This is a genomic window from Castellaniella defragrans 65Phen (genome assembly GCF_000612685.1).
GTDB classification, from domain to species: domain Bacteria; phylum Pseudomonadota; class Gammaproteobacteria; order Burkholderiales; family Burkholderiaceae_B; genus Castellaniella; species Castellaniella defragrans.
The window spans coordinates 3,884,744-3,910,386 of record NZ_HG916765.1 but is presented as its reverse complement, the minus strand read 5'-3'; the positions used below and the strand labels follow the sequence as shown (position 1 = coordinate 3,910,386).

The window sequence follows — 25,643 nt, the reverse complement described above, 5'->3', positions numbered from 1 at the left end:
CTGACGAGAGAGGAAAAAGGCCCGGCTAAGGGTAAACCATGAGACCGAAAAGAGAGTGCTCGTTCCGGAGCCGGAGCGGCGGACCGCCGAAATCGGCGCGGCCGCTCCGGCCCGGCGGGCTTCAGAACGAGATGGCCAGGCCGATGTTCCCCGCCGCCTGGTTGCCGCCGTCGCGTCCCGTCGTGGCCGTCACCTGCCCATAGAGGACGGCGGATTTGCTCAGGCTGGCCGTGACGCCGGCCGTCCATTCCATCCAGTTGTCGTCGGGGGCCTCCAGGCGGGTCGTCCAGCTTCCCATCGTGGAGGCGACGCCGCTGGTGACGGTGCGTTCGTCCCGCTTGAATTCGTGGGCGAACGCCGCTTTCACATAGGGAACGTAGCGGCCCGCGATGTCCATGCGCGCCTGCCATCCCAGGCGTCCGATCAGGGATTCGAGCCGTTGGTCCGAGAAACGCATGCGGCTGCTGCTGTCTCCTTCCTCCGTGAAATGGGAGACCTTCACGCGGGCGTAGTCCAGGCCGATCACCGGTCCGGTCCGGACGCTGCCGAACGCCGCATCGTAGCCGCCATGCAGGCCCAGGCCGTATTGGCGCTGGTTCGGGCTGCCTTCCAGCGTCAGGGTGCGCGGGCCCAGGACGACCTGGCGGCGGGTGTGCAGCTTGCCGCTGCCGGCGTGGATCGTCCCGTCGATCCACAGGGCGCCGGGGGCATAGCTGGCATAGGCGCTCAGGAGCGTGCTGCGGTCCTTCACGCTGCCGGGCGTTCCGCGGTAGCTCAGGTCCGTGTCGCCCGCCTGGCGCGACACGGCCAGGCCGACGGCAAAGGCTTCGGAAGCCTGCAGGTCGATGCCCAGGGTGTAGAGCTGTCCGTGGTTGTCCAGGCCGGTGGGTCCGAATTCGGTTCGGGTGCCGTCGAAGCCGCCCTGGACGAACAGGCTGGCGGTGCCGGTGGGACGGGGCTGCGCGCGCAGGGCCGCCAGGCGGCTGCCCAGGCCGGCGCTCAATTGGCGCGCATTGCCCAGGCCGGCCTCGGGCAGGCCGCCGGCGAAGTAGGGCGCCTGCAGCAGGCCGGCGACGTAATCGGCGATGAGGGCGTGGGCGCCCGGGGTCGGATGCAGCTGGTCGGTAAAAACGTAGCCGGCCGTCGCGCCGGTGGGGTCGCTGCAATACAGGGCATTGAACGGGCAGGCGGCGCCCACGACGTTCGTGAATCCGTAGGGGGCCGGGTCCGCCAGGATCTCCCGGAACAGGCCGCCGATGTCCGCGCGGATGATGCCGTGGGTTTGCCCGGTGGCGTTCAGGCCGATGTCCACGAGCTGGTTGTAGCCGGACGATGCCTGCTCCAGGCCGGGCCGGACGAGGGCGTAGACGCCCGCAAGCGTGCCGGCTGGCAGGCCCGCGGCGGCATCGGCCGCCGCCAGCGCCTGGGCGACGGCAGCGGGATCGTAGGCGCCATTCGCGGCGGCCAGGCGGGCCCAGGCCGCGCCCCAGGCGGTGGCGAGGCCGGCGGGGGGCACGGCGGTCCGGATGGATGCGAAGACGGCCAGGGGCGCGGCGCCGACGTCGGGCAGGTTGGGCAGCAGGATGGTCTGCGCGCCCGCCCCTTTCAGGGCGGCGACGGCGCCGACCGTGCTGGTGGCCGATGCCGTCAGGTAGCTCGTCACTCCCGCGCCGCGGCCGACGGCCGTGATGACGTCGTTGCCGCCGATCCAGACGGAATACAGGGCGTTGGCGTCGACCTGGCCGTGTTGCGCCAGATACGTGCCCAGCTGCCCTTGCAGATGGGTGACGGCGATGGCTTCGCTGGTGGGGGCGCCCGCCGGATCGGCCGGCTGCCGCGCGCTGGCGGCCGGGTTCGCCTCGGCGTCGCCCTGGGCGTAGTTGTTGCCGCCGGGCGTGACATGGGGGTTGGCGGGATTGTTGGGGCGCGAGACGAAGCCGAGGCGGGCGGCCAGGCCGTCCGTCCAGTTGGCGCCGTAGTTGGTGGTCCAGCGGGCGTTGGACGGCAGGCCGCTCAGGCCGCCGAAGGCGCCGACGTCCGACAGGCTGTCGCCGAAAAAGTAAACATTGCTGTAAGACTGCGCCGCGGCGGGCAAGGCGGGCAAGGCCAGGGCGACGGACAACGCCATGGCGGTCAGTGCGGGATGTCTCATGGGGCTCCTCGATGGGTCGGATCTCGTTTTTCCCGGGTGCTTCGGACGCTCGAACGCGGTGGCACCCTGCCTGGGATTTTGTAAAACAAACGTTTGTTTGTCAATTTGAGGAAATTGTGGGGAAATTTCCGCTTCTGGTCGCCAGATCTCGATGGCACACCCTTCGCGTGTGCCGGGCGCCGCGCCCGCGCTCCGGAATCGCGCCCGGATCGCCGGCACGTCGGGGAAACGGATCCGGGCAGCGAATCAGGGCAGCGAATCAGGGAAACTACTGACGTAGTTTTGCGACTGTCCGCACGGCGGCCGTTTTCCTATCCTGTCGTCTCCACACGAACGGGAGAGGCGAGATGCGGGAACGACTGGATTGCGCGATTCTGGCGCCGGGCAGGGAAGACTGGGCGGGCGCCTTGCGCGGCCCGCACCTGGGAGGGCGGCTGGTGCTGCACACCTCGCCGCACGTGCACGGCACGGCCAGGGACGCCCTGGCCGATCCGGCCATGACGCGGGGCCGCTACGATGCCGGCCTGCTGTACGTGGACGAATCCTCGATCCGCGACTGGCGCACGGCGCTGGCCGCCCTGGCGGGCCGATTGCCGGCCGTGCTGCTGGTCTACGCGGTGGCGCTGCGGGCGCAGGCGGTGGGCGACCTGATGGCGCTGGGCGTGGCCGATTTCGTGCGGCCGCCCTTTTGTCCCGAGGAACTGCGCGCCCGGCTGGACCACGCCCTGAATCGCCTGCCCCCCGCCTGCATCGCGGAACACGGGCCGGCCTACGGCGCGGGCCTGCCGGGATCGGGCTCTGGTTCCGGCTTCGGCTCGGGCTCCGGGCCCGCGCCGCTGCGAGCGCGCGCACCGGTGGCCGGTGCGCCGGAGCCCCCGGTCACCGAGTCCGAGATCGCGTTCTGCAATACGATCCTGGACCGCTCCGGCAACGAACTCGAAGCCTACGCGGTGGCCGTGGCCATGCAGCGGGCCACCTCGCGCGAATCCTTCCGCGCCGCCAAATGCCAGGTCGTCGCCCGGTTCGAGCGCGCCTACATCCGCGCGGCCCTGGGCCGGCACGCGGGCAATATCACCCTGGCGGCGCGCATGGCCCAGAAACACCGCCGCGCGTTCTGGGCCCTGATGCGCAAGCACGACATCGACCCCGCGCCCTACCGGCGCGCGCCGGCCTCGGACGCGGACTGAGGCGCGGACCGCGACACGGAGGGGGATACGGACCGCGACACCGACCCGGACGCCGCCCGCCCCGCCGCCCGGCATTGCCGCCCGCCCCCGTTTTCCGCAGAAGGGCCGCCGGCGCGGAAGGCCCCTCAGAAGGGAAGATGCCGCGGCCCGGTCTGCAGGGTGATCCAGCGGATGTCGGTGAACGCATCGATGCCCGCCCTGCCGCCGAAATGGCCGTAGCCGGACCGCTTCACGCCGCCGAACGGCATCTGGGCCTCGTCGTGCACCGTCGGTCCGTTGATGTGGCAGATGCCGGACTCGATCCGGGCGGCCACGCGCCAGCCGCGCGCCGCATCGCGGGTGTAGACGGCCGCGGACAGGCCGAATTCATTGTCGTTGGCGACGGCGATGGCTTCTTCCTCGCCGCGCACCCGGACGATGGCTTTGACCGGCGCGAAGGTCTCTTCGCGGAAGATGCGCATCTCCGGGGTGACGCGATCGATCAGCGTGGCCGGCATCAGGGTGTTCGCGGCCTTGCCGCCGCACAGCAGCTGCGCGCCTTTCGCCAGCGCGTCGTCGATCAGTTCGTTGACGCGGCGCACGGTCGCCATGTCCACCACCGATCCCAGGATGGCGGGCCCCTTGCGGGGATCGCCCAGCGGCAGCGCGGCGGCGCGGGCCACGAGCCTGGACAGGAACGCCTCGGCAACGGCTTCGTCCACGATGATGCGTTCGGTGGACATGCAGATCTGGCCCGAATTGGCGAAGGCGCCGAAGACGCATCCCGCGACGGCGGCATCGAGATCGGCATCGTCCAGGACCAGGAACGGCGCCTTGCCGCCCAGCTCCAGGACCGCCGGCTTCAGGTGCCGGGCGCAGGCCTGGCCGATGAGGGCGCCCACGCGGGTGGACCCGGTGAAATTGACGCGGCGCACGGCCGGGTGGGCGATCATGGCTTCCACCACCGCGCCCGCTTCGTCGGGATGGTTGGTCACGAAATTGACCGTGCCGGCGGGCAGGCCGGCTTCGCGCAAGGCCTCGACGATGAGGCCGTGGGTGCCAGGGCACAGTTCCGAGCCTTTCAGGACGACCGTGTTGCCGCAGGCCAGCGGCGTGGCGATCGCCCGCACGCCCAGGATCACCGGAGCGTTCCACGGCGCCATGCCCAGCACCACGCCCGCGGGCTGGCGCACGGCCATGGCCAGGCTTCCGGGCACGTCGGAGGGGATGATTTCGCCGCCGATCCGCGTCGTCAGCGCGGCGGCTTCGCGCAGCATGCCGGCGCCGAGCTGTACGTTGAAGCCGGCCCATGAGGCGGCTGCGCCGGTTTCGGCCGCCATGGCTGCGATGAAATCCGCTTCCCGCGCGGCGAGCGCTTCCGCGGCTTCGAGCAGGTGCTCGCGGCGGGCGGCGGGCCCCAGGCGGGACCAGGACGCGAATGCGCGGTGCGCCGCTTCGACGGCGGCGACGGCATCGGCCGGCGTGGCGGCCGGCGCGACCGTGGCCACGGCGCCGTCCAGGGGGTTGCGGCGCTCGAAGGTCGCGCCGTTGCTTGCGGGGCGGCGCTGGTCGCCGATCAGCAGGGAAAGGGTGTGCATGGAAAGCCTCCGTTGGAATGGGTGGGAGAAAGCCTTTGGGGAGAAAGCCTCTGGGGAGAAAGCGGCAGTCAGGGAAACCCCTATATTGTTATGATCAATAATGATTATCTATCATAACGAAAATCGCCGGCAGTAGGGGTTTCACGCGGTGGCTGCCGGAAGGCGGGTGCCGCAGCGTGGAAAGCCCGGGACCGATCCCCATACCCCGATCCATACCCCATACCCATCCGTACTCCTTCATTCACAGACATTCATTCACAGAGGAAATGACGATGACCGTCGCTCGTACCGAAGAACAGACCGTGGCCTGCACCGTGGAAGGCCGCATCGCCTGGGTGAAGTTCAACCGCCCGGAAAAGCGCAATGCCATGAGCCCCGCCCTGAATCGCCAGATGATGCGCGCGCTGGACGAACTGGAATTCCGCGATGACGTGGGCGTGCTGGTGCTCACGGGCGAAGGCACGGCCTGGACCGCCGGGATGGATCTGAACGAATACTTCCGGGAAACCGAGGCCCGGGGCCTGGCCGGCACCCGCCAGGCGCAGCGGGAAAGCTATGGCTGGTGGCGCCGGCTGCGGTGGTACCAGAAGCCCACGATCGCCATGATCAACGGCTGGTGCTTCGGCGGCGGCTACGGCCCGCTGTTCGCCTGCGACCTGGCCTTCGCGGCCGACGAGGCCCGGTTCGGCCTGTCCGAGATCAACTGGGGCATCCTGCCCGGCGGCGGCGCCTCGAAGGTGGCGGCGGAGCTGCTGAGCTTCCGCCGCGCGATGTACCACGCCATGCTGGGCGAGAACATCGACGGCAGGACGGCCGCCGAGTGGGGCCTGGTGAACGAATCCATGCCGGCCGACCGCCTGCGGGCGCGCGTGACGGAAGTGGCGGAAAGCCTGCTCAAGAAAAATCCGGTGGCCCTGAAGGCGACCAAGGACGCGATCCGCCGCGTGCGCGAAATGACCTACGACAATGCCGAGGATTTCCTCGTGCGCGCGCAGGAAGCGGCCAACAGCTTCGATGGCGAGGGCCGCAAGGAAGGCCTGCGCCAGTTCCTGGACGAGAAGACCTACAAGCCGGGCCTGGGCGCATACGATCGTTCCAGGCAGAAGAGCGCCTGAGCCGCGGCACAAAAATACAATCAATGGGAGACAAGCGTGACAATGGCAAAGGAAGCCGTCCAGGAGGCGGCTGATATAGAGCGCATGCTCAGGCCCCGGTCGGTGGCGATCGTCGGGGCCTCGGCGACGCGCGGGTCGCTCGGCGCTTCGCTGCTGGGCAACCTGGAGCGCAACGGGTTTGCGGGCGACATTCACCTGATCAATCCCAGGCGGGCCGAGATCGGCGGGCATCCCTGCCTGCCTTCGGTGGACCGGCTGCCCTACGGCGTGGACGTGGCCGTGCTGGCGATTCCGCAGCCCGCCGTCAACGAGGCGATCCGCGGCCTGGCGACGCGCGGCGTCGGCGCGGCGGTGATCTTTTCCGCCGGTTTCGCCGAAGCCGGCCCGGAGGGCCAGGCGCGGCAGCGCGAGATCGCCGAAATCGCCCGTGCGCACGGCATGGTGGTCGAAGGCCCGAATTGCCTGGGCTGCATCAACTACGTCGATCGCGTGCCCCTGACCTTCGTGGAGGTCGACATGGGGCCGGCGCCGGCGCGGCGCGGGCCGTCCATCGGCGTGGTGTCGCAGAGCGGCGCGATGATGACGGTGCTGTGCACCACGCTCTCCAGCCGCCGCCTGCCGCTGTCCTATGCGATATCGACCGGCAACGAGGCGGCCAGCCATGCCGAGGACTACGTGGAGTTTCTGCTCGACGATCCGGATACCCGCGTCATCGCGATGATCGTCGAGCAGTTCCGCCATCCGCGGCGCATGCTCGCCGCCGTCGAACGCGCGCGCGCCCTGGGCAAGCACGTGGTGCTGCTGCATCCGGGGCGCAGCAGCGCCGCGCGCGAATCGGCGGCCACCCATACCGGCGCCCTGGCGGGCGACCATGCCGTCATGCGCCTCAAGCTGGGCCGCGCCGGCGTGATCTTCGCCGAGACGCTGGAAGAGCTGGGCGACATTGCCGAGATCGCCGTGCGCTGCCCGCAGCTGCCTTCGCCGGGCACCGCCGTCGTGGGCGAGTCCGGCGCCTTCAAGGCGCTGTGCCTGGACCTGGCCGAGGACCTGGGCATCGCGCTGCCGCCGATCGGCGAGGACGACGCGCCGGCGCTGCGCGAGGCCATGCCGGCCTTCGTGGCCGTCAGCAATCCGCTGGACCTGACCGCGCAGGGGCTGGTGGAGCCCGATCTCTATTGCCGCGTCCTGGCGGCGCTGTTCGGCGACGACCGTTTTTCCACCATCGTGGTGGGCCTGATCCAGGGCGATCCGGTCACCAGCGGCATCAAGATACCGGCGGTGCTGCGCGCCGTGCGCGAATGCAAGCCGGCCAAGCCGGTCATCGTGGCGGGGCTGGACGAAGGCGCCGAGGTGCCCGCATCCTTCATCGCCGAGATGCGGGCGCTGGGCATCCCCTATTTTCCCAGCACCGAGCGGGTCTTTCGCGCGGTGCGGCGCCTGATCGAGTTTTCCTCCCGCCGTTTCGATCGCGCCACGGAGGCGCCGGTGGCGCTGGAACTGCCGGCGCATCGCACGGTGATCCCGGAATACGAATCCAAGGCGCTGCTGGGCGCCGCGGGCATCGCATTCGCGCCCGGCCGGTTCGCCGCCGGCGTGCAGGAGGCGGCCGACGCCGCCCGCGCGCTGGGCTATCCGGTGGCGCTGAAGGCCCAGTCCGAACGGCTCAGCCACAAGAGCGACGCGGGCGGGGTGATCCTGGGCATCGCGGACGAACAGGGGCTGCGCGAGGCCTGGGAGCGCATGGTGGCCGACGTCCGGCGGCACGATCCCTCCATCGTGCTGGAGGGCATCCTGGTCGAGGCCATGGGCCGGCGCGGGCTGGAGATGATCGTCGGCGCCCGGATCGATCCGCACTGGGGACCGGTGCTCCTCGCCGGGATCGGCGGCGTGACCGCCGAGGTCGTCCGGGACATGCGCCTGCTCGACGCCGATCTGTCCGAAGCCGGCATCCTGGCCGAGCTCGACCAGCTCAAGAGCGCCGCGCTGTTCCATGGATTCAGGGGAGCCCCCGCGCTGGACACGGCCGCGCTGGCCGCGCTGATCGGCCGGCTGGGACGGATCGTGCGCGGCACGCCCGCCCTGCGCGAGATCGACCTGAACCCGGTCGTGGTCCACCCCGAAGGGCAAGGCGTCGTGGCGCTCGACGCCCTCATGCTGGCCGAACCCCGGCACGCCTGACCGCGCCATCTCAGATACAGGAAAACGTCATGAGCCAATCCGCCACTTTCGGCGCGGTCGCGCCGGAGGCCTCGCCTCGCCTGGGCTACGCCTATTACGTCACTTTCGTCCTGCTGTTCGCCTACACGCTGTCGTTCGTCGACCGCCAGATCCTGGGGCTGCTGGTGCAGCCCATCAAGCAGGACCTGCATCTGGCCGACTGGGCCTTCAGCATCGTGCATGGGTTCGCGTTCGCCATCTTCTACGCCCTGATGGGCATTTTCCTGGGCCGCGTGGCCGACCGCTGGAACCGCCGCAATCTCATCGTCATCGGCATGGTGCTGTGGGTCCTGGCCACCGGCGCGGGCGGCTACGTCACGGGATTCGCCACGCTGTTCCTCGTCCGCATGCTGGTGGGCGTGGGCGAGGCGGCCCTGTCGCCCGCGGCCTATTCCATGCTGGCCGACTATTTCCCCCCCGAAGGACGCGGCCGCGCCATGAGCATCTATACCTCCGGGGTGTATATCGGCTCGGCGATGGCGTTCATCGTCGGCGGCGTGGTGATCCAGGCGGCCAGCCAGGCCGGCCAGGTGGCGATTCCCCTGCTGGGCGTGTTCAAGCCCTGGCAGGCGGCGTTCATCTACGTGGCGCTGCCGGGCATTCCGGCGCTGATCCTGATCGCCACCGTGCGCGAGCCGATCCGGCGGGGCCTCGCGGCCCTGAAGGACGGGCGCGCCGCCCTGCCCCGCAGCGATCCCGCGGAACCCGCGCCGAGCCTGGCCTACGTGCTCCGGCACCCGGGCGTCTACGTGCCGCTGCTGCTGGCCCCGGGCGTGACGGCCATGGTGACTTTCGGGATCACCGCCTGGCTGCCCGCGACCTTCATCCGCCAGTGGGGCTGGACGCCCGGCGAGATCGGGCCGGCCTATGGCCTGATCATCCTGACGTGCGGCATCGGCGGCATGCTGATCAGCGGATTCCTGGCGGATTGGCTGACCCGCAGCGGCAGGCTGGTGGGCTCCGTGGTCATCTCCCTGGCCGCCACCCTGGTGCTGATCCCGGCCGGCCTGCTGCTGGCGTTCACGGATTCGCCCACCGTCGCGCTGGCCGCCGTGGCGCTGACGACATTCTTCCTGGGCATGCCGGTGGCGCTGGCGCCGCCCATCCTGCAGGCCGTCACGCCCAATCAGCTGCGCGGCCAGGTGACTTCCATCTACCTGCTGCTGGTCAATCTCATCGGCCTGGGATGCGGTCCGTTCCTGGTGGCCTTCTTCACAGACTTCGTCTTCCATGACGAAATGAAGGTGGGCCTGTCTCTGGGCCTGGTCTGCGCGCTGGCGGCCGTGCTGGGGGCCGTCTGCCTGGCGGCCGCCATCATTCCCTACCGCAAGCTGATGGCCAGGCTGGAAGCGACCGCGCCGGAGGCCGCATGAGCGCCGGCCGTCCCCGCTACGAGGCGCCGCTGCGCGACATCGGCTTCGTCCTGGAGCAGTGGCTGGACGCCCCTTCGGACTGGAAGCGCATGCCCGCCTACGAATCGCTCGACGCGCCGACCGCGCGCATGATCTGCGAGGCGGCCGGCCAGTTCTGCGGCGACGTGCTCGCGCCGCTCAACGGCGGCGGCGATCTGCAGGGCTGCGCGTTCGACGGCGGGACGGTGCGCACGCCGGATGGTTTCGCCGCGGCCTACCGGGCCTACGTCGAGGCGGGCTGGCCCGCGCTGGCGTGCGATCCGGCCGACGGCGGCCAGGGCTTGCCGGAGCTGCTGGATGCCGTGCTCAACGAGATGATCGTTTCGAGCAATCATGCCTGGGCGATGTATCCGGGCCTCCTGCGAGGCGCCTGCCTGTGCCTGCGCGCCCATGCGCCGCAATGGATCCGCGAGACCTATCTGCCGCATCTGGTGCGCGGCGACTGGCTGGCCACCATGTGCCTGACCGAGCCGCAGGCCGGCAGCGACCTGGGGCTGCTGCGCACGCGGGCGCGTGCCTGCGAAGACGGCAGCCATCGCATCGAGGGCAGCAAGATATTCATCTCGGGCGGCGACCACGACCTGACCGAGAACATCGTGCACCTGGTGCTGGCGCGCCTGCCCGACGCGCCGTCCGGCACCAAGGGGCTTTCGCTGTTCCTGGTGCCCAAGCGGATCCCGCGGGACGAGGGCGGATGGGAGCCCAACGCCGTCCATTGCGACGGCATCGAAAGCAAGATGGGCATCAAGGGCAGCGCCACCTGCACCTTGCGGTTCGAGGATGCCCGCGGCTGGCTCGTCGGCGAGCCGCATCGCGGCCTGGCGGCCATGTTCGTCATGATGAATTCGGCGCGCCTGCATGTGGGCCTGCAGGGGCTCGGGCATGCCGAGATGGCCTATCGGCTGGCGCTGGACCACGCGCGGGAACGCCTGGAGGCGCGGGCGCTGCCGCGCGCCGAAGGCGCCCGCGGGCCGGCCGGCGCGGCGGGCTTCCATGCGCCGGTGGGCCGCATGCTCGCGGACCTGCGGGTCTGGACGGAAGGCATGCGGGCGCTGGGCTACTGGGCCGGCCATCTGCTCGACCAGGCGGCGCATGCGCCCGACGAGGCCGGGCGCGCGCGCGCCCGCGACCTGGCGGCCCTGCTGACGCCGGTGATCAAGTCCTTTTTCACCGAACGGGGCTTCTCCCTGGCCAGCGAGGCCCTGCAGGTGTTCGGCGGCTATGGCTACGTGCGCGAATACCGGATCGAGCAGATCGTGCGCGACAGCCGGGTCGCCATGATCTACGAAGGCACCAACCAGATTCAGGCGATGGATCTCCTGCGGCGCAAGGTGCTGGCGCCCGGAGCGGGCCTGGAGCCCCTGCTGGAGGTCCTGCGCGCGGAAGCCGCGGCCGCGCGCGCCAGCGCCCCTGCGCGCCCCCTGGCCGAGGCGCTGCAGGCGTGGTGCGAACGGCTGGACGATGCCACGCGGGCCCTCGCCGCGGATGCCGCGATCGATCCCGGCCTTCCCGCGCGGGCCGCGGAGGACTACCTGCGCCTGGTGGGGACGGTGGCCCTGGCCTTCGCCTGGTGCCGCGCCGCGCGGGTCGCCACGGCTGCGTTCGAGGACAAGCGCGAGAGCGCCCGCCATTTCTTCCGCTACGGGCTCCTGGATGCCGAGCACTGGCTGCGCCGCATCCAGGCGGCCCGCGATCCTGAAATACAAAGGAGACATCCATGATGCATCAAGGGGTTCGATGGACACTGGCCGCCGGCGCGCTCCTGGGCGCGGCCGCCGTGTCCGCGCAGGGCAGCATGCAGATCTACGGCGTGGCCGACACCGGCATCGAATATCTCGATCACATCGCCGAGGGCGGAACGCTCACGCGCATGCCGGCGGTCACGGCGGGGCACATGCCGTCGCGCCTGGGGTTCAAGGGCGAGGAGGACCTGGGCGGCGGCTTGAAGGCGGTGTTCGTCCTGGAGACGGGCATGGCCCTGGGGACGGGCAGTTTCATGCAGAGCGGGCGCAGTTTCGGCCGCCAGGCCTATCTCGGGCTGAGCGGCGACTGGGGCACGCTGGCGCTGGGCCGGCAGTACGCCATGGGCCTGTACGCGATGATGGGGTCCGATCTGATGGGCCCCGCCGTGTACGGCCTGGGCTCCCTGGACGCCTACCTGCCCAACCAGCGCCTGGACAACGCCTTCACCTATCGCGGGACGTTCGGCGCCTGGACGCTGGGCGCGGCCTACTCCAATGCCCGCGACGGCAGCGCCCCGTCGAACTGCGGACCGCAGCACGGCAGCGCGTGCGCCGCCTATTCGGCCCTGGTCAAATACGACAACCGGCGATGGGGCGTGGCGCTGGCGCACGACCGGCTCAAGGGGGTGAAGGGTTCGGGCTTCTTCGGCCAGCCCGCCGGCCTGACGATCGGCGACGGCAGCCGGGACGACCATACCTATCTGACGGGCTACGTGATGGTCGGCGGGACGCGGCTGGGCGCAGGCATCATCCGCCGCGAGCTCGAAGCGGTGGGCGAGACCTACCGCAGCAGCCAGTACTACGCCGCGGTGAGCCACCCGCTGACGCGGGCGGTGACGCTGGACGCCACCTACACCTATCTGGATGCCGATCGCTCCGGCGCCGATGCCCAGCTTCTGTCCGTGCGCGCCACCTACAGCTTCAGCCGGCGCACCGCCGTGTATGCGCTGGCCGGCCATGTGTTCAATGGTTCGCGGGTGGCCTACAGCGTTTCCGGCGGGAGCGCGGTGCCCGCATCGCCCGGGGTGGGCCAAGGCCAGACGGGCCTCATGGCGGGGCTGCGCCATCAGTTCTGATCCGCGGGCGGCCCGGCGCGCGCGGGGGGCTGTGCTATGCTCAACCGTCATCCATGCCCCCCTCCCCACTCGCGCCGTGTCCCCCGTTTCGCATTCGGAAATCGATCAGTCGCGCCTGACGCGTTTTCTGGGGTTTCGCCTCACACGGGCAAAAGTGCAGGTCCACAAGATCTTCCTGCGCCGCCTGTCCGTCCTGGAACTCAGCGCCACGGAATTTTCCGTGCTGGTGCTGGTGGGCGCCAATCCCGGCGTCTATCTGCGCCAGCTGGGTTCCGCGCTGGATGTCTCCCCCCCCAATCTGGTGGCCGTGGTCGATCGGCTGGTGCAGCGCGGGGTCCTGGCGCGCCTGCCCAGCGCGGAGGACCGCCGCCTGCAGGAACTGCACCTGACCGATGCGGGGCGCCATCTGCTGGCACGGGCGGAAGCCCAGGTGGAAATGTTTGAAACCGGCCTGGAGCAGTCGCTGTCGGCCGCGGAGCGGCGCTGCCTGGATTCCGCGTTGAAGAAGCTCGCCGCGTTCGATCCGCCCCGCGCCGATCCTCCGGGCGAACCTTCGGGCGATCCTCGGGACGATCCGAATCAGGCTGGAGCTTGATAATTATCATTTGCGTTTGCCGGCTTCCATGTCCACAATCCAAAGGATCGATTCCGGCTGCCGCATATGTCTTCCCGTTCTCCCCTGACCTCCATCCCGCCTTCCGGCGGCCTGTCCGTTCGCGGCGCGCGGCGCCGTGCCCTGCTGGGCCTGGCGCCCGCCCTGGGCCTGCTGTCGGCCGCGCCGGCGCGCGCGCAGCAGGCGGCCGATGCGTCCGCGGCGCCGCTGGACCGTCCGTTGGTGCTGTCCGGGCCGCCCGCCACCGTCTCCTACCCCCTGGTCCATCTGGTCGATTCCGGCGCCCTGAACGACGTGGCGCCCGGCGCGCGCTTCCAGCTGTGGCAGAACCCGGACCAGCTGCGCGCCTGGGCGGTGCGCGACGGCGCGGATTTCATGGCCATGCCCTCCAACGTGGCCGCCAACCTGTACAACCAGGGCGTGCCGCTGCGCCTGCTGAACGTCTCCACCTGGGGGATGCTGTGGCTGGTGACGCGCGACGCGTCGCGCCGGACGCTGGAAGACTTCCGCGGCCAGGAAATCGCCATGCCCTTCCGGGCGGACATGCCCGACATCCTGTTCGGCCTGCTGGCGACCCGCCTGGGGCTGGATCCGAAACGGGATTTCTCGCTGCGCCACGTGCCCACGCCCTTCGACGCCATCCAGCTGCTGCTGACCCGGCGGGTGGACCACGCGCTGCTGCCCGAGCCGGCGGTGTCGATGGCGCTGCGCAAGAGCGATTCCTTCCCGGTGTCGATCGTGGCGCCCACGCTGTATCGCGGCGTTGACCTGTCGCAGGCCTGGGGCCGCATCCTGGAACGCGAGCCGCGCATCCCGCAGGCCGGCCTGGCAGCCGTCGGGCCGCTGCACGCGGATGCGCGCCTGGCCGACCGGCTGCGGCGCGGCTATGCCGATTCGCTCGCCTGGTGCCTGGCGCATCCGCAGGAATGCGGCGAAGCCGTGGCGCGGCACATTCCCATGCTGACGCCCGAGGCGGTGGCCGACTCGATCGCGCAGGCGCGCGAACGCGCGGTGGACGCGCGCGAGGCCCGGCCCGAACTGGAGTATTTCTTCCGCTGCCTGCTGGACGGACAACCCGCGCTGGTCGGCGGACGGCTGCCCGACGATGGCTTCTACGCCTAGAGGTCCGCTGGATGCGGCCGCGCGGCCGGACGCATCCGCCGAAGGATTGGCCGCATCCGCCGAAGGGCTGGCCGCCGTGCCGCGGCGGCTGGCCGATGGCGCGGGCGCGGCCCTGGCCTATCTGTGGAGCGGCTGGGGCGCGGTGGCGAGCCTGCTGCTGTTCTGCGCGCTCTGGGAATGGGGCGGCCAGTATTACGGGCCGCTGATCCTGCCCGGGCCGCTGGCCACCTTCGAGCGGCTGGGCGACATGCTGGCCTCGGGCCTGGCCGCGCCGGAACTGTGGATCTCGGCCCGCCGCACGCTGACGGGCCTGGGCGCGGCGGTGCTCGCCGGCAGCGTGCTCGGCATGCTGGCGGGGCGCTCCGTGACGGCGGCGCTGCTGTCCCGCCCGCTGGTGACGCTGCTGCTGGGCATGCCGCCCATCGCCTGGCTGGTGCTGGCCATGCTGTGGTTCGGCATGGGCGACGCCACGCCGGTGTTCACGGTGGCCGTGGCCTGTTTCCCCATCGTCTTCGCCGGCGCGATGCAGGGCGCGCGCACGCTGGACGGCCAGCTCACGGACGTGGCGCGGGTCTACCGGCTGCCCTGGTGGACGACGCTGTTCGACGTGCACCTGCCGCACGTGGTGTCGTACCTGCTGCCGGCCTGGATCACGGCCCTGGGAATCTCCTGGAAGGTGGTGGTGATGGCCGAGCTGCTGGCGGCCTCGGACGGCGCGGGCGCCGCCCTGGCGGTCTCGCGCGCGCAGCTGGACATGGCCGGTTCGATGGGCTGGATCGTGGCGGTCCTGGGGCTGCTGCTGGCCATCGAATACCTGCTTCTGGAGCCGCTCAAGCGCACGATCGAGCGCTGGCGCGCGGCGGACGCGCCATGAACGCCCTGAGCATCCGCCGCCTGGGCCACCGCTACGGCCTGACGACCGTGCTGTCGGACGTGAGCCTGGACCTGAAGGCGGGCGAGACGCTGGCGCTGGTCGGCCCCTCGGGCTGCGGCAAGAGCACGCTGCTGCACATCGTCGCCGGCCTGCTCGACCCCTACGAAGGGCGGGTCCGCTCGACGTTCGGCAGGATCGGCTGCATGTTCCAGCAGCCCCGGCTGATGCCCTGGAAGAACGCCCTGGACAACATCGCCCTGGGGCTGAAGGCGCAGCGCGTGCCGGCGGTGGCGCGGCGCCGCCAGGCCCTGGACTGGGCGGCGCGCCTGGGCCTGTCCGCCGAGGACGGGCACAAGTATCCCCACGAGCTGTCCGGCGGCATGCAGAGCCGCGTGGCGCTGGGCCGCGCGCTGGCGGTGGCGCCCGAACTGCTGCTGCTCGACGAGCCGTTCTCCGCGCTGGACGTGGGCCTGAAGCTGGAGCTCTACGCCGTGCTGCGCGAGCAGGTGGAGCAGGGCGGCAGCGCGGTGCTGATGATCACGCACGACCTGATGGAGGCCGTGCGGCTGGCCGACCGCATCGCCGTGATGGGCAGCGGACCGGGGCGCGTGCTGCACGAATTCGCCGTCGACCGGCCCCGCAGCGCGCGCGACGAGGCCTGGATCCACCGGACCACGGCCGAGCTGATGGATGTCCCGCCGGTGCGGGAATGCTTCGGGCTGGCGCCGGCCCGGCCCCCAGTGTCGCCGGCCCGGCCTCCCGCCCTGGAGGCCGGGGCATGAAGCTCGCTTCCCACCCCCTGTGGTTCTGCGGCTTCCGACCGTTCTTCGTGCTGACGGCCGCGAGCGCCGCCGGCTTCCTGGGCGTCTGGCTGCTGCTCCTGAGCGGCGCCGGGCCGTCGGGCTGGCAGCCGCCGGGCGGCGTGCTGCTGTGGCATGCGCACGAGCTGGTGTTCGGCTTCGGCATGGCCGCCGCGGCGGGGTTCCTGCTGACGGCGATTCCCGAATTCACCGGCGCCGCCCCCATCGCGCCCCGTCCGCTGGCGGCGCTGGCGCTCCTGTGGCTGGCGGCCCGGGCGGCCTATGTGCTGGGCCAGTGGCTGCCGCCCGCCGCGGCCGCCGTCCTGGCGGGAGCGCCCAATCTGCTGTTCACGGCGCTTCTGCTGGGGCGCCTGGCGCCGGCGCTGTGGCGCGACCCGCGCCGCGCGCACCTCGGCTTCGCCTGGGTCCTGGGCGGTCTGCTGCTGGCCCAGGCCGGCTTCTTCGCCGCGCTCGCCCTGGGCGGCGACGGGCTCGTCTGGATCCACGGCGCCATCGACCTGACGATGATCCTGATCCTGCTCGCGGGCAGCCGGGTCTCCATGAGCGTGCTCAACGGCTACATCGAAGCCGGCCGCCCGGGCGCGCCGCCGCCGACGGACAGCTACCTGGCCCGGCCGCCGCGCCGCTACCTGGCGATCTTCGCCATCGGGCTGTGCGGCGCGGCGCAGGCGGGCCTGGGCGACGGCCCCGTGGTCGGCTGGACGGCGCTGGCCGCCAGCGCGGCGGTGCTCAACGTGCTGAACGACTGGCACGTCGGGCGGCCGCTGTTCACGCGCTGGGCGCTGATGCTGTACGCCTGCTTCTGGTTCATCGCCCTGGGCTACGGCGCCATGGGGCTGGCCTGGCTGCTGGACGCCTGGCCGGTGTCGGCGGCCCGTCACCTGCTGACGGCGGGGGCGATGGGGCTGTCGATCTTCGCCATCATGAACCTGGCGGGGCGCATCCATTCGGGGCGCTGGCTCGACCGCAGGCCGTGGCTGCCCGCGGCGGCCTGCGCCCTGGTCGCGGCTGCCCTGGCGCGCGCCGCCGCCGGCCTGCCGGCGCTGGCGCCGTGGTCCGGCGTGCTGATCCTGGCGGCCGGCGCGGTCTGGGCGGGCGCCTACGCGGTCTACCTGGGACACGCCTGGCCGGCCCTGGCCGGGCCGCGCACCGACGGGCGCGCGGGCTGCGCCGAGCCCCCCGGCAAGCAGCCCGGACCCACCTCGGGCCCGGAATCGGGCTGCTGAGACTGCATGCCCGCCCGGGCCGGGTAAAATCCCCGCAGCGTCCCCGCACGGACGATTTCCCGGATCCGTGGTGGACTTTCACCGGATCCCGTGCCGCTCTTCTAGGATCCGCTGTGCCCGAACTGAAAAACGACACCTTCCTGCGCGCCCTGCTGCGCCAGCCCGTGGCCTACACCCCGCTGTGGATGATGCGCCAGGCCGGGCGCTACCTGCCCGAATACAACCAGACCCGGGCGCAGGCCGGATCCTTCATGGGGCTGGCCCAGAATCCGGAATACGCCTGCGAGGTCACGCTGCAGCCGCTGCGACGCTTCGACCTGGACGCGGCCATCCTGTTTTCCGACATCCTCACGGTGCCCGACGCCATGGGGCTGGGCCTGCAGTTCGTCGCGGGCGAAGGGCCGCGCTTCGAGCGCCCCCTGCGCGACGAGGCCGCCATCGAGGCCCTGCGGGTCCCCGACCTGGACCGGCTGCGCTACGTGTTCGACGCGGTGTCGCTGATCCGCCGCGAACTGGCCGGCGCGGTGCCGCTGATCGGGTTCTCCGGCAGCCCCTGGACCCTGGCCTGCTACATGGTGGAAGGCGCGGGCAGTTCCGACTACCGCCGGATCAAGACGCTGCTGTATGGCCGGCCCGACCTGCTGCACCGCATCCTGTCGGTCAACGCCCAGGCCGTGCAGGCCTACCTGAACGCCCAGATCCAGGCGGGCGCCCAGGCCGTGATGGTATTCGACAGCTGGGGCGGGGTGCTGGCCGACGGCCTGTTCCAGCAGTTTTCCCTGGCCTACACCCGCCAGGTGCTTGACGGCCTGATCCGCGAGCACGAGGGCCGGCGCGTGCCCGTCATCGTCTTCACCAAGGGCGGGGGACAATGGATCGAGGACATCGCCGCCACCGGCTGCGACGCCGTGGGGCTGGACTGGACGGCCAACCTGGCCGCCGCCCGGCGCCGCGTCGGCGACCGGGTCGCCCTGCAGGGCAACCTGGACCCCATGGCCCTGTTCGGCGGCGATGCGGCGATCCGCACCGAGGTCCGGCGGGTGCTGGCCGATTTCGGCCCGGTCGGGGACGGGGGCCACGTCTTCAACCTGGGCCACGGGATTTCCCAATACACGCCGCCGGAGGCCGTGTCCGTCCTGGTGGACGAGGTCCACGCCGCCAGCCGCGCGTATCATGAGGGCTGAGGCGGGACGCGCGAGAGTCCCCGCGGATTTCCCCGTGCCTGCCGGGTCCGGCTGGCAGGCAGGCTGCGAGGCAGGCACGCCAAAGGCGTGGTCCGGATGCTTCCGTCCGGAGTTCTTCCGGCGTCTTGGGCCCTCGCTGCGTCCGTGTTCTTTCCGCGGCCCGCGCCGGGCTCCCGGGAGCCGGGGTTTTGCGCCGCGCGGCGTCCCGAAAGCGGGGCGCAGCGGCCTGTTTGAAGGCGAAAATCCCGCCTGACGCGGCCTGCGGCGGATTCCAGGTTTTGTGCTTATGCACAAAAAAATCCGGCATCAGGGTTTACGAGCATCATTGCAGACCGATTCTTGCTATGTGTCGTAATCCATTGTTTTTAAAGAATGAATTAGTCTTTGCTACAGATCTTAAAGAGACTTGACCATTTGGGCGGCTTGGTGTTGACCCCATTGCGCTGCGATTCTCCACAAAGTTATCCACAGGCCGGGCGCGACAGTGCGGCGGCGGTCCGGCCGTGGCCGTGAAACGCCCGGCGGACGCGGGTTTCGGACAGGGTTCCGGGCAGGCGGGCGATGCCGGCGCCGCGGTCCCGGCCACCGTTGCGGACGCCGTTCCGCTCTCCGGGGCTTCCGCCGGGACGGGTACCGTCTATCTGGCCGTGGCGCTGGACGTGCCCCTGCCCAGCCTGTTCGATTATTCCCACGACCGGCCGGTGGCGCCCGGGGTGCGCGTGCGGGTGATCTTCGGCCGCCGCGCCATGGTGGGCATGGTGTGGGCCGTGCGCGAGGCTCCCGGCGTGGCGGCCGACCGGGTGCGGCCGATCGAGGCGGTGCTGGACGACCTGCCGCCCATGCCGGCCGACTGGCTGCGCCTGGCCGAATTCGCCGCCCACTACTACCACCGGCCGCTGGGCGAAGTGCTGCTGCCGGTGCTGCCGCCGTCCCTGCGCCGACCCGCCGCCTACACCGGCGCGCGTTCGGCGGGCGGGCCGGTGTGCCGCGCCGACCGGCGCCCCGGAGCCTCGCGCGCCGCCCGCAAGCGCAAGGGCGCCGCCCAGGCCGTGCCCGCCGATGCGGCGGATGCGGCCGAAACGGCCGCTGGCGCGGACGCCGCCGCGCCTCAGGTTGCCGATCCGGTACGGGACGACGCGGGCCCGGCCCTGACCGAGGCCCAGACCCGCGCCCTGGCCGGCTTGCGCGAACTGCTGGCGGCCGGCGCCGGCGTGGCGCTGCTGCATGGCGTGACGGGCAGCGGCAAGACCGAACTCTACCTGCGCCTGGCGCAGCAGGTGATCGCGGCGGGGCGGCAGGCGCTGCTGCTGGTGCCGGAAATCAATCTCACCCCGCAACTGGAACAGAGCGTGCGCGCCCGCCTGGGCGACCGGCTGGCGGTGATCCACAGCCGCCTGTCCGAGGGCGACCGCCTGCGCGCCTGGCTGCGGGCCTCGCGCGGACAGGCCGACATCCTGCTGGGCACGCGCCTGGCTCTGTTCACTCCCCTGCCGCGCCTGGGCCTGATCGTGGTCGACGAGGAGCACGATGCGTCCTACAAGCAGCAGGACGGCCTGCGCTATTCGGCGCGCGACCTGGCGGTGTGGCGCGGCCACGACCTGGGCGTCCCGGTGGTGCTGGGCTCGGCCACGCCGTCCCTGGAGACCTGGCGCCACGCGCAGGAAGGCGACTACCGGCTGCTGTCGCTGCCGGAGCGCGCCCAAGCCCAGCCGCTGCCGGAAATCCGCCTGGTGGACACGCGCCGCGCCCGGCTGGAGCAGGGCTTCACGCCCCAGCTGCTGGACGCGCTGGAAGACCGGCTGGCGCGGGGCGGGCAGAGCCTGGTGTTCATCAACCGGCGCGGCTACGCGCCGGTGCTGCGCTGTCCGTCCTGCGCCTGGGTCAGCCAGTGCCGGCGCTGCACGGCGCACATGGTGCTGCACCGCCTGGGCGGGCGGCACGTGCTGCAATGCCACCACTGCGGCGACGCCATGCCGGTGCCGCGCGCCTGCCCCGACTGCGGCGACCCCGACATCCAGCCCATGGGGCGGGGCACGCAGCGGGTCGAGGAATTCCTCGCGCAGCGCTTTCCCGGCGCGCGCGTCCTGCGCATCGATGCCGACGCCACCCGCCTCAAGGGCAGCGCCGAGGCCCTGTTCGCCCGGGCGCATGCCGGCGAGGCCGACATCCTGGTCGGCACGCAGATGGTGTCCAAGGGGCATGATTTCGCGCGCCTGGGGCTGGTGGGCGTGCTGAACGCAGACGCCATGCTGTTTTCCCAGGACTTCCGCGCGCCGGAGCGGCTGTTCGCGCAGCTGATGCAGGTGGCCGGGCGCGCCGGCCGGCGCGAGGGCGGCGCCCAGGTGATCGTGCAGACCGACTACCCGGAGCAGACGGTCTACCAGGCGCTGCTGCGCCACGACTACGCGCGCTTCGCCGCCCACGCCCTGGAAGAGCGCCGGGACCTCGGACTGCCGCCGTTTTCCAGCCAGGCGCTGCTGACGGCGCAGGCGGTCCGGGTGCGCGACGCGCTGGACTTCCTGGCGGCCGCGCGCGCCCGGGCGCGCCTCCTGCCCGAGGCCGCCGGCGTGCGGATCCACGATCCGGTGCCGCTGCGCATCGTGCGCGTGGCGCGCGTCGAGCGCGCCCAGCTGCTGTTCGAGTCGGACGGGCGCGGCGCGCTGCACCGGCTGCTGCGGGCGCTGCTGCCCGGCCTGGACGAACTGGCCCGGGGCGCCGTCCAGCACTGGGGGATCGAGATCGATCCCCAGGAGATCTGAGGCCGTGGCCCCGGTCCCGCCCCGCATGCACGCACCGGCCGAGGCCGCGCTGCGCGCGTCCGCCGCCCTCCCGCCGGGATCCACCCTGCCGCAGGGCCTGAACGCCCGCCAGCGCGAGGCCGTGCTCTACCTGGACGGCCCGTGCCTGGTGCTGGCCGGCGCGGGCAGCGGCAAGACCCGCGTCATCACCCAGAAAATGGCCTATCTGCTGCGCGAGTGCGGCTACCAGGCCCGCCACGTGGTGGCGCTGACCTTCACCAACAAGGCGGCGCGCGAAATGAACGAGCGGGTCCGCACCCTGGTGGACCCGCGGCTGCTGCGCGGACTGACGGTGGGCACCTTCCATTCCCTGGGGCTGCGCTTCCTGCGCGAGGAATACGCCGGCGCGGGCCTGAAGCGCGGCTTCTCGATCCTGGACGCGACCGACGCCCAGGGCATCGTCCAGGAACTGCTGGCCACGACCGACCGCGCCCGCCTGCGGGCCGTGCAGCAGACGATCTCCCTGTGGAAGAACGCCCTGCTGGACCCGGACGGCGCGGCGCGGGTGGCCCAGGGACCCGACGAGGCCGAGGCCGTGCGCGTCTACCGCAGCTACGAGGCGACCCTGCGGGCCTACCAGTCGGTGGATTTCGACGATCTGATCCGCCTGCCCGCGCGGATGCTGGCGGCCGACGAGGCCCTGCGCGCGCGCTGGCAGGCGCGGGTCCAGTACCTGCTGGTGGACGAATACCAGGACACCAACGCCTGCCAGTACCAGCTGGTGCGCATGCTGTGCGGCGACCGGGCCATGTTCACGGCGGTGGGCGACGACGACCAGGCCATCTACGCCTGGCGCGGCGCCACGGTGGAAAACCTCGCCCAGCTGGCGCGCGACTATCCCTCGCTGCGGCTGATCAAGCTGGAGCAGAACTACCGTTCCGTTCAGACCATCCTGGAGGCGGCCAACCGGGTGATCGGCCACAACCCCAAGACCTTCGACAAGACCCTGTGGTCGGACCTGGGGGCGGGCGAGCCCATCGTGGTCACGCCCATGGATTCAGACCTGGCCGAGGCCGAATCCATCGCCATGCGCCTGTCGGCGGCGCGCTTCGAGCGCCAGGCGCAGTGGAAGGACTTCGCCGTGCTGTACCGGGGCAACCACCAGGCCCGGGTGATGGAGCAGGCCCTGCGCACGCTGCGGATCCCCTACACGGTCTCGGGCGGGCAGAGCTTTTTCGACAAGGCCGAGATCCGCGACGTGCTGGCCTGGCTGCGGCTGATCGCCAACGAGGACGAGGACCCCGCCTTCATCCGCGCGGCGACCACGCCCCGGCGCGGCATCGGCCAGGGCACCCTGCAGGCCCTGGGGGCCGAAGCCGCCCGGCGCGGCGTGTCGCTGTACGCGGTGGCCGCCGACGTGTCCGAGGCCGTCCTACCGGCGCCTCGCCAGCGCGAGGCCGTGCGCGACTTCGTCCGGCTGGTGGACCATTTCCAGGCGCGCGCGGCGCGGCGCGGCGGCGCGGTGCCGCTCCTGCCGGGCGCGGCGGTCCAGGGCGACCTGCTGGCCTTCGATCCGGATCCACCGGCCTTTGACGCAGACCCGCCGGCCTTTGACGCGGATGCCGTGCCGGCGGCGGGGGCGGCCGGAGGAGGCGTGGGCGGGGCGGGACTTGTGCCCCTGCCGCAGGCTGCCCAGACCGGCGCGTCCGACGGCCTGGCGGGGGCGGCCACCGGCGTCGATGGCCTGCGCGGCGACGATGCCGCGCGGGTGCTGGACGACCTGCTGGCGGCGATGAACTACGAGCGCCACCTGTACGACACGCTGGACGAACGCCAGGCGCAGTCCCGCTGGGCCAATGTGCTGGAACTGCTGGAATGGCTCAAGCGCAAGGCGGACGAGGACGACATGACCCTGCTGGAGCTGGTGCAGCACGTTGCCCTGGTCACCATGCTGGAGCGCGCCGACGACGAGGAGCCCGACGCGGTGAAGCTGTCCACGCTGCATGCGTCCAAGGGGCTGGAATACCCCCACGTCTACCTGATCGGGGTCGAGGAAGGGCTGCTGCCGCACCGGGGCGGCGATGACGAGGGGGACGTCAGCGAGGCCGCCGTGGCGGCCCGGGCGCGCCGCATCGAGGAAGAGCGGCGCCTGATGTACGTGGGCATCACGCGCGCGCAGCGCACGCTGCGCATCAGCTGGTGCCGCAAGCGGCGGCGCGGGCGCGAGGACGTGATCTGCGAGCCCTCGCGCTTCATCGCGGAGATGGGGCTGCAGGCCGAAGCGCCCCGTCCGGTCGGCGACACCGACCCGGACCGGACGCTGGACCGGCTGAAGGCTTTGCTTAAGAAGCGCTGATTACCAGGGGGTGCGGCTGTAGCGCATGTCGCGCGCGCGGGCCTCGGCCTGGGCGTTGATGACGTTGGCCAGGAAGCGGCCGGTGGCGGCGGCGCCGCGGCCGATCAGGCGGCCCAGGCTGCGGATGGCCTTGCCCAGTTGCAGCGGCTGCTGCGTGGCGTCGAGGAGGGAGCGGCTGTAGGCGCGTTCGAGGGCGTCGGACAGCAGATTCGGGGTTTGCGTGGCGTACATGACTGACTCCTGTTTCAGAAGCTTCAGATTTCAACAGGAGTCAGTATAGGGTAAACCCTAGGTTAAAGATAGGGGAAAACCCTAATACGAGAAAAGCGCCCGAAACCGCTGCCGAAAAACAACGGGGCGGCCTGCGGGCCGCCCCGATTCGCCCGGCACGCAATAGTCCGCAAGGGACGATTGCGTGTCCAGCCTCATCACTTGCGGGCAAAGAACTTCTGGAAGGCCGCCTGGGCCTCGGGCGATTTCAAGCGCTCGAAGAACACGGCCGCCTCGGCGTCCAGGACGCGGTGGACCTCGGCGCGCAGGGGCTCGCGCAGCAGGCGCTTGCTGGCGCGCACGGCCTGGACCGGCTGGGCGGCCAGCGCCTGGGCGCAGGCGCGCGCCTGTGCCAGCGGGTCGTCCGCCACAGCGGTCAGCAGCCGGCCGGCCAGGGCGTCCTCGGCGCCGAAGGGCTCGGCGCCCAGCAGCCACTGGGCGGCCCTGCGGTCGCCCGCGAGCCGGGGCAGCAGGTAGCTGGAGGCGCCTTCCGGACACAGGCCCAGAGACACGAAGGGCAGGCGGAACACCGCGTCGGGGGCGGCGTAGACGAAATCGCAGTGCTGCAGCAGCGTGACGCCCACGCCCACAGCCTGGCCCTGGACGGCGGCGATCACCGGCACATCCACCGACGCCAGCGCGTGCAGGAACGCGATCGAGCCCACGTCGCGGCTGTCCTGCGGCATCTGGAATTCCGCCAGATCGTTGCCGGCGGTGAAGTGCCCGCCCGCGCCGTGCAGGATCACGGCGGCGCAGGCTGCGTCCGCGTCGGCCTCGCGCAGGGCGCGCTCGATGTCGCGGTACATGGCGTCGGTCAGGGCGTTGCGCCGCTCCGGCCGGTCGATGAGGATTTCCAGGACGGCGTCCCGGCGCTCGACGCGGATCATGCGCGCACCTCCTCGACGAAGCCGTCGCGCAGCGCCTGGGCGGCCTCGCGGTATTCGTCGCGCAGGCGGGCGACGATGTCCGCGGTGGGCAGCACGCTGTCGATGTTGCCCACGCCCTGGCCGGCGCCCCAGATGTCGCGCCAGGCCTTCTTGCTGTCGCTGCCGAAGTTCGTGCTGTGGGCGGCCGGCAGATTGTCGGGATCCAGGCCGATGTTGCGCACGCAGGGCTTCAGGTAGTTGCCCGGGATGCCGGTGAAATAGGGGGTGTAGACGATGTCGGCGGCGGCCGTGTCGACGATCATCTGCTTGTATTCGGGCTGGGCGTTGGCTTCGGCGCTGGCGATGAAGCGCGTGCCGACATAGGCGAAATCCGCACCCATGGCGCGCGCGGCCAGCACGTCCTGGCCCCGGCTGATGGCGCCCGACAGGCAGACCGGACCGTCGAAGATGCGCCGGACTTCGCCCAGCAGCGCGAAGGGCGACAGCGTGCCCGCGTGGCCGCCGGCCCCCGCGCACACCAGGATCAGGCCGTCGACGCCCGCGTCCAGCGCCTTCTGCGCGTGGCGCAGCGTGGTCACGTCGTGGAAGACCTTGCCGCCCCAGCCGTGGATCGCGTCCACCACCTGGTTGGGCGCGCGCAGGCTGGTGATGATCAGCGGCACGCGGTGCTCGGCGCAGACTTCCAGGTCGTGCTGCAGCCGGTCGTTGGACTGGTGGATGATGTGGTTGATGGCGTAGGGCGGAATCGGCCGGTCCGGATCGGCGGCGCGCAGGGCCGCCAGGCTGGTCTCGATCTGCGTCAGCCATTCGCCCAGCTTTTCCTGGGGCCGCGCGTTGAGCGCCGGCATCGAGCCGATGATGCCGCTGGCGCACTGGGCGATCACCAGTTCCGGATTCGAGACGATGAACATGGGCGCCGCCATGACGGGCAGCGTCATGGATTGGTGCAGCGCCGTGACGATGGGGTGGGGCATGAGGATGTGTCTCCCGCGTGAGGATGAGGCCGCCCCGCCGGCCGGGGCGGCCGTGACGCCGCCCGTCGGCGCCGTTGCGGGCGGACGGACCCCGGCCGAT

Annotated in this window: 19 protein-coding genes; 14 read left to right on the top strand and 5 right to left on the bottom strand. The window is 71.4% G+C overall.

Features of this window, described 5'->3' with window-relative positions; translation table 11 throughout:
- Positions 1-121: 121 nt before the first annotated feature.
- Positions 122-2,152 carry an autotransporter outer membrane beta-barrel domain-containing protein gene (locus BN940_RS17535; protein ID WP_148305006.1) on the bottom strand — a complete coding sequence of 677 codons (2,031 nt, stop codon included), beginning with the start codon at positions 2,150-2,152 and terminating at the stop codon, positions 122-124.
- Between the two features lie 347 nt (positions 2,153-2,499).
- Here BN940_RS17535 and BN940_RS17530 point away from each other — a divergent pair, with 347 nt between their 5' ends.
- Positions 2,500-3,339 (top strand): helix-turn-helix domain-containing protein, encoded by an 840-nt coding sequence (locus BN940_RS17530; protein WP_043685212.1) that lies wholly within the window; start codon positions 2,500-2,502, stop codon positions 3,337-3,339.
- A gap of 125 nt (positions 3,340-3,464) precedes the next feature.
- Here the strand turns inward: BN940_RS17530 and BN940_RS17525 are convergent, their stop codons facing one another.
- Complete coding sequence (locus tag BN940_RS17525) at positions 3,465-4,916, bottom strand: aldehyde dehydrogenase (RefSeq protein WP_043685209.1); 1,452 nt, start codon at positions 4,914-4,916, stop codon at positions 3,465-3,467.
- A 272-nt stretch (positions 4,917-5,188) separates the two neighbouring features.
- Here BN940_RS17525 and BN940_RS17520 point away from each other — a divergent pair, with 272 nt between their 5' ends.
- The 13 genes from BN940_RS17520 to BN940_RS18130 all read left to right on the top strand — a co-directional run bounded on the left by BN940_RS17520 (position 5,189) and on the right by BN940_RS18130 (position 23,412).
- A complete protein-coding gene (locus tag BN940_RS17520; protein ID WP_043685206.1) occupies positions 5,189-6,031 on the top strand; it encodes a p-hydroxycinnamoyl CoA hydratase/lyase in 843 nt (280 codons plus the stop codon).
- A gap of 42 nt (positions 6,032-6,073) precedes the next feature.
- The gene (locus BN940_RS17515) at positions 6,074-8,209 is read left to right on the top strand and encodes an acetate--CoA ligase family protein (protein ID WP_043685203.1); all 2,136 of its coding nucleotides are present in this window, start codon (positions 6,074-6,076) and stop codon (positions 8,207-8,209) included.
- Between the two features lie 29 nt (positions 8,210-8,238).
- On the top strand, positions 8,239-9,621 hold the full coding sequence (locus BN940_RS17510; RefSeq protein ID WP_043685201.1) for a spinster family MFS transporter: 1,383 nt from the start codon (positions 8,239-8,241) through the stop codon (positions 9,619-9,621).
- On the top strand, positions 9,618-11,381 hold the full coding sequence (locus tag BN940_RS17505) for an acyl-CoA dehydrogenase (protein WP_043685198.1): 1,764 nt from the start codon (positions 9,618-9,620) through the stop codon (positions 11,379-11,381). The genes BN940_RS17510 and BN940_RS17505 overlap by 4 nt, the downstream gene beginning before the upstream one ends.
- Positions 11,378-12,478 carry a porin gene (locus BN940_RS17500; protein ID WP_052355997.1) on the top strand — a complete coding sequence of 367 codons (1,101 nt, stop codon included), beginning with the start codon at positions 11,378-11,380 and terminating at the stop codon, positions 12,476-12,478. Before BN940_RS17505 ends, BN940_RS17500 begins: the two co-directional genes overlap by 4 nt.
- A 154-nt stretch (positions 12,479-12,632) precedes the next feature.
- Positions 12,633-13,073: a MarR family winged helix-turn-helix transcriptional regulator gene (locus BN940_RS20050; protein WP_242404232.1), complete on the top strand. Its 441-nt coding sequence runs from the start codon at positions 12,633-12,635 to the stop codon at positions 13,071-13,073.
- Positions 13,074-13,139: 66 nt separating this feature from the next.
- The gene (locus BN940_RS17490; RefSeq protein WP_198408278.1) at positions 13,140-14,213 is read left to right on the top strand and encodes an ABC transporter substrate-binding protein; all 1,074 of its coding nucleotides are present in this window, start codon (positions 13,140-13,142) and stop codon (positions 14,211-14,213) included.
- A gap of 46 nt (positions 14,214-14,259) precedes the next feature.
- Complete coding sequence (locus BN940_RS17485) at positions 14,260-15,087, top strand: ABC transporter permease (protein WP_242404231.1); 828 nt, start codon at positions 14,260-14,262, stop codon at positions 15,085-15,087.
- The gene (locus tag BN940_RS17480; RefSeq protein ID WP_043685195.1) at positions 15,084-15,869 is read left to right on the top strand and encodes an ABC transporter ATP-binding protein; all 786 of its coding nucleotides are present in this window, start codon (positions 15,084-15,086) and stop codon (positions 15,867-15,869) included. The genes BN940_RS17485 and BN940_RS17480 overlap by 4 nt, the downstream gene beginning before the upstream one ends.
- On the top strand, positions 15,866-17,134 hold the full coding sequence (locus tag BN940_RS17475) for an NnrS family protein (protein ID WP_043685192.1): 1,269 nt from the start codon (positions 15,866-15,868) through the stop codon (positions 17,132-17,134). The genes BN940_RS17480 and BN940_RS17475 overlap by 4 nt, the downstream gene beginning before the upstream one ends.
- Before the next feature lie 113 nt (positions 17,135-17,247).
- Positions 17,248-18,318, top strand: a complete 1,071-nt coding sequence (hemE, locus tag BN940_RS17470; protein ID WP_043685186.1) for a uroporphyrinogen decarboxylase — start codon at positions 17,248-17,250, stop codon at positions 18,316-18,318.
- Between the two features lie 509 nt (positions 18,319-18,827).
- Complete coding sequence (locus BN940_RS17465; RefSeq protein WP_420864858.1) at positions 18,828-21,077, top strand: primosomal protein N'; 2,250 nt, start codon at positions 18,828-18,830, stop codon at positions 21,075-21,077.
- Positions 21,078-21,102: 25 nt separating this feature from the next.
- Complete coding sequence (locus BN940_RS18130) at positions 21,103-23,412, top strand: UvrD-helicase domain-containing protein (RefSeq protein WP_052355996.1); 2,310 nt, start codon at positions 21,103-21,105, stop codon at positions 23,410-23,412.
- On the opposite strand, the gene BN940_RS17455 is transcribed toward BN940_RS18130, so the two are convergent.
- The 3 genes from BN940_RS17455 to BN940_RS17445 all read right to left on the bottom strand — a co-directional run bounded on the left by BN940_RS17455 (position 23,413) and on the right by BN940_RS17445 (position 25,543).
- Positions 23,413-23,643 carry a hypothetical protein gene (locus tag BN940_RS17455; RefSeq protein WP_043685183.1) on the bottom strand — a complete coding sequence of 77 codons (231 nt, stop codon included), beginning with the start codon at positions 23,641-23,643 and terminating at the stop codon, positions 23,413-23,415. It abuts the gene before it with no gap.
- Between the two features lie 197 nt (positions 23,644-23,840).
- The gene (locus BN940_RS17450) at positions 23,841-24,569 is read right to left on the bottom strand and encodes an enoyl-CoA hydratase-related protein (protein ID WP_043685180.1); all 729 of its coding nucleotides are present in this window, start codon (positions 24,567-24,569) and stop codon (positions 23,841-23,843) included.
- Positions 24,566-25,543 carry an NAD(P)H-dependent flavin oxidoreductase gene (locus tag BN940_RS17445; RefSeq protein WP_043685178.1) on the bottom strand — a complete coding sequence of 326 codons (978 nt, stop codon included), beginning with the start codon at positions 25,541-25,543 and terminating at the stop codon, positions 24,566-24,568. The genes BN940_RS17450 and BN940_RS17445 overlap by 4 nt, the downstream gene beginning before the upstream one ends.
- Positions 25,544-25,643: the final 100 nt, after the last annotated feature.

Bases quoted from the DNA above. Each gene is read 5' to 3' on its own strand.
- BN940_RS17535 (WP_148305006.1), bottom strand. From the start codon at position 2,152: ATGAGACATCCCGCACTGACCGCCATGGCGTTGTCCGTCGCCCTGGCC.
- BN940_RS17530 (WP_043685212.1), top strand. From the start codon at position 2,500: ATGCGGGAACGACTGGATTGCGCGATTCTGGCGCCGGGCAGGGAAGAC.
- BN940_RS17525 (WP_043685209.1), bottom strand. From the start codon at position 4,916: ATGCACACCCTTTCCCTGCTGATCGGCGACCAGCGCCGCCCCGCAAGC.
- BN940_RS17520 (WP_043685206.1), top strand. From the start codon at position 5,189: ATGACCGTCGCTCGTACCGAAGAACAGACCGTGGCCTGCACCGTGGAA.
- BN940_RS17515 (WP_043685203.1), top strand. From the start codon at position 6,074: ATGGCAAAGGAAGCCGTCCAGGAGGCGGCTGATATAGAGCGCATGCTC.
- BN940_RS17510 (WP_043685201.1), top strand. From the start codon at position 8,239: ATGAGCCAATCCGCCACTTTCGGCGCGGTCGCGCCGGAGGCCTCGCCT.
- BN940_RS17505 (WP_043685198.1), top strand. From the start codon at position 9,618: ATGAGCGCCGGCCGTCCCCGCTACGAGGCGCCGCTGCGCGACATCGGC.
- BN940_RS17500 (WP_052355997.1), top strand. From the start codon at position 11,378: ATGATGCATCAAGGGGTTCGATGGACACTGGCCGCCGGCGCGCTCCTG.
- BN940_RS17490 (WP_198408278.1), top strand. From the start codon at position 13,140: ATGTCTTCCCGTTCTCCCCTGACCTCCATCCCGCCTTCCGGCGGCCTG.
- BN940_RS17480 (WP_043685195.1), top strand. From the start codon at position 15,084: ATGAACGCCCTGAGCATCCGCCGCCTGGGCCACCGCTACGGCCTGACG.
- BN940_RS17475 (WP_043685192.1), top strand. From the start codon at position 15,866: ATGAAGCTCGCTTCCCACCCCCTGTGGTTCTGCGGCTTCCGACCGTTC.
- BN940_RS18130 (WP_052355996.1), top strand. From the start codon at position 21,103: ATGCACGCACCGGCCGAGGCCGCGCTGCGCGCGTCCGCCGCCCTCCCG.
- BN940_RS17455 (WP_043685183.1), bottom strand. From the start codon at position 23,643: ATGTACGCCACGCAAACCCCGAATCTGCTGTCCGACGCCCTCGAACGC.
- BN940_RS17450 (WP_043685180.1), bottom strand. From the start codon at position 24,569: ATGATCCGCGTCGAGCGCCGGGACGCCGTCCTGGAAATCCTCATCGAC.
- BN940_RS17445 (WP_043685178.1), bottom strand. From the start codon at position 25,543: ATGCCCCACCCCATCGTCACGGCGCTGCACCAATCCATGACGCTGCCC.